Source organism: Actinoplanes sp. KI2 (assembly GCF_025630775.1).
GTDB lineage: Bacteria > Actinomycetota > Actinomycetes > Mycobacteriales > Micromonosporaceae > Actinoplanes.
Genome location: NZ_JAOSZE010000122.1, coordinates 1 through 1,238, shown reverse-complemented (window position 1 = coordinate 1,238; position 1,238 = coordinate 1). Strand labels below are relative to the sequence as shown.

1 protein-coding gene is annotated in these 1,238 nt (G+C 66.5%); it reads right to left on the bottom strand.

Annotated features, from left to right (window positions below; all coding sequences use genetic code 11):
* On the bottom strand, positions 1-1,070 hold a 1,070-nt coding region (locus ODJ79_RS46555; RefSeq protein ID WP_263030181.1), incomplete at its 3' end, for an ISL3 family transposase.
* Between the last annotated feature and the right edge of the window lie 168 nt (positions 1,071-1,238).

The following is a 1,238-nucleotide window of genomic DNA, read 5'->3' as shown; positions in this document are numbered from 1 at the left end:
ATCTCGATGAGGTTGTCGAGGTCGGCGTAGCCGTGGGCGCGGCGTTGGATCAGGCGGATGCCGGCGTTGATGCCTTCGATCAGGGAGTTCGACAGGCCGAGGTGGATGGCGTTGAGGACGCCGTCGCGATGTCGGCGCAGTCGGCGGGCGAGGGTGCTGAAAGCGTTGATACCACTGCGTTTGGCCCGGTTGATCCAGCGGCGCAGGTGATCGTCGGCCCGGGCTGGGGGCAGCCGGTAGAGCTCGCGGAGGTCTTCTTTGAGTTGCCAGGCGCGGTAGAGGCGGGGGTGTTTGCGGCGCAGTTGCTCGATGATCGCCGCGCGTTGCGGGTCGTGTTTTTCGGCCGGCTGGCGCAGGGCGCCGCGGGCGCGCTGCCAGGTCTGAGCTGGCGTGAGTCCAGGGACGCTGATCTTTACGCCCTGTTCCCGTGCGGTGCCGTAGGCCACATCCAGGGCTTCACTCGCCCATTTGATTACGTGGAACGGGTCGAGGCAGATCTGGGCGTGCGGGACATGCGCCTGGGTGGCTTTGCGGTAGATGGCGGTCATGTCCATGCTGACCGCCTCGATTCGCTCGCGGCCGGCCTCGCCCAGCGACTGGAGGAACTCGCCGAATATGTGCTGGTTACGGCCTTCGCCGACGAACACCACCCGCCCGGTGTCGTGGTCGGCGACCACGGTGAGGAACTTGCGGCCTTTGCGGTAGGCGATCTCGTCGACGCCGATGCGAGAGAGCCCGTCGAGCCGGTCGATGTCCAGGTGTTCATCGACCAGGTCGCGTACCAGGGCGTCGACCTTGGCCCAGGTGGTGCCCAGCAGCTTCGCCACCGACGTCTTGGACATGCGTTTGACCAGCCAGCAGGCCATGTCCTCGAAGTCACGAGTGAACCTCGACCGGGGCCTGGCCCACGGTGTCCACTCCGTACGGACCCGCCCGCAGCTCCGGCAGTCGACCCGCCGGATCTCCGCCTCGATCCACACCGACCGGCGGCCGAAGCCCAGGTGACGCCACCTACGCCGCGACCGGTCATAACGGGCCCGGCTGGTCCGGCCGCAGGGACATACCAGCATCGGCGAGGTCAACCGCACCGAAACGACCATCGCGACCCCTTCGAAACGTACCTTCTCGACGGCCGTTCCCTTGAAACCCAGAAGACGGTTGATGGCAGTAACGGCGCGCATGCGGATCCCTTGCTCAGAACGGCTTCAGACACCCTCTGAACGGGCGGCCATCCCGTG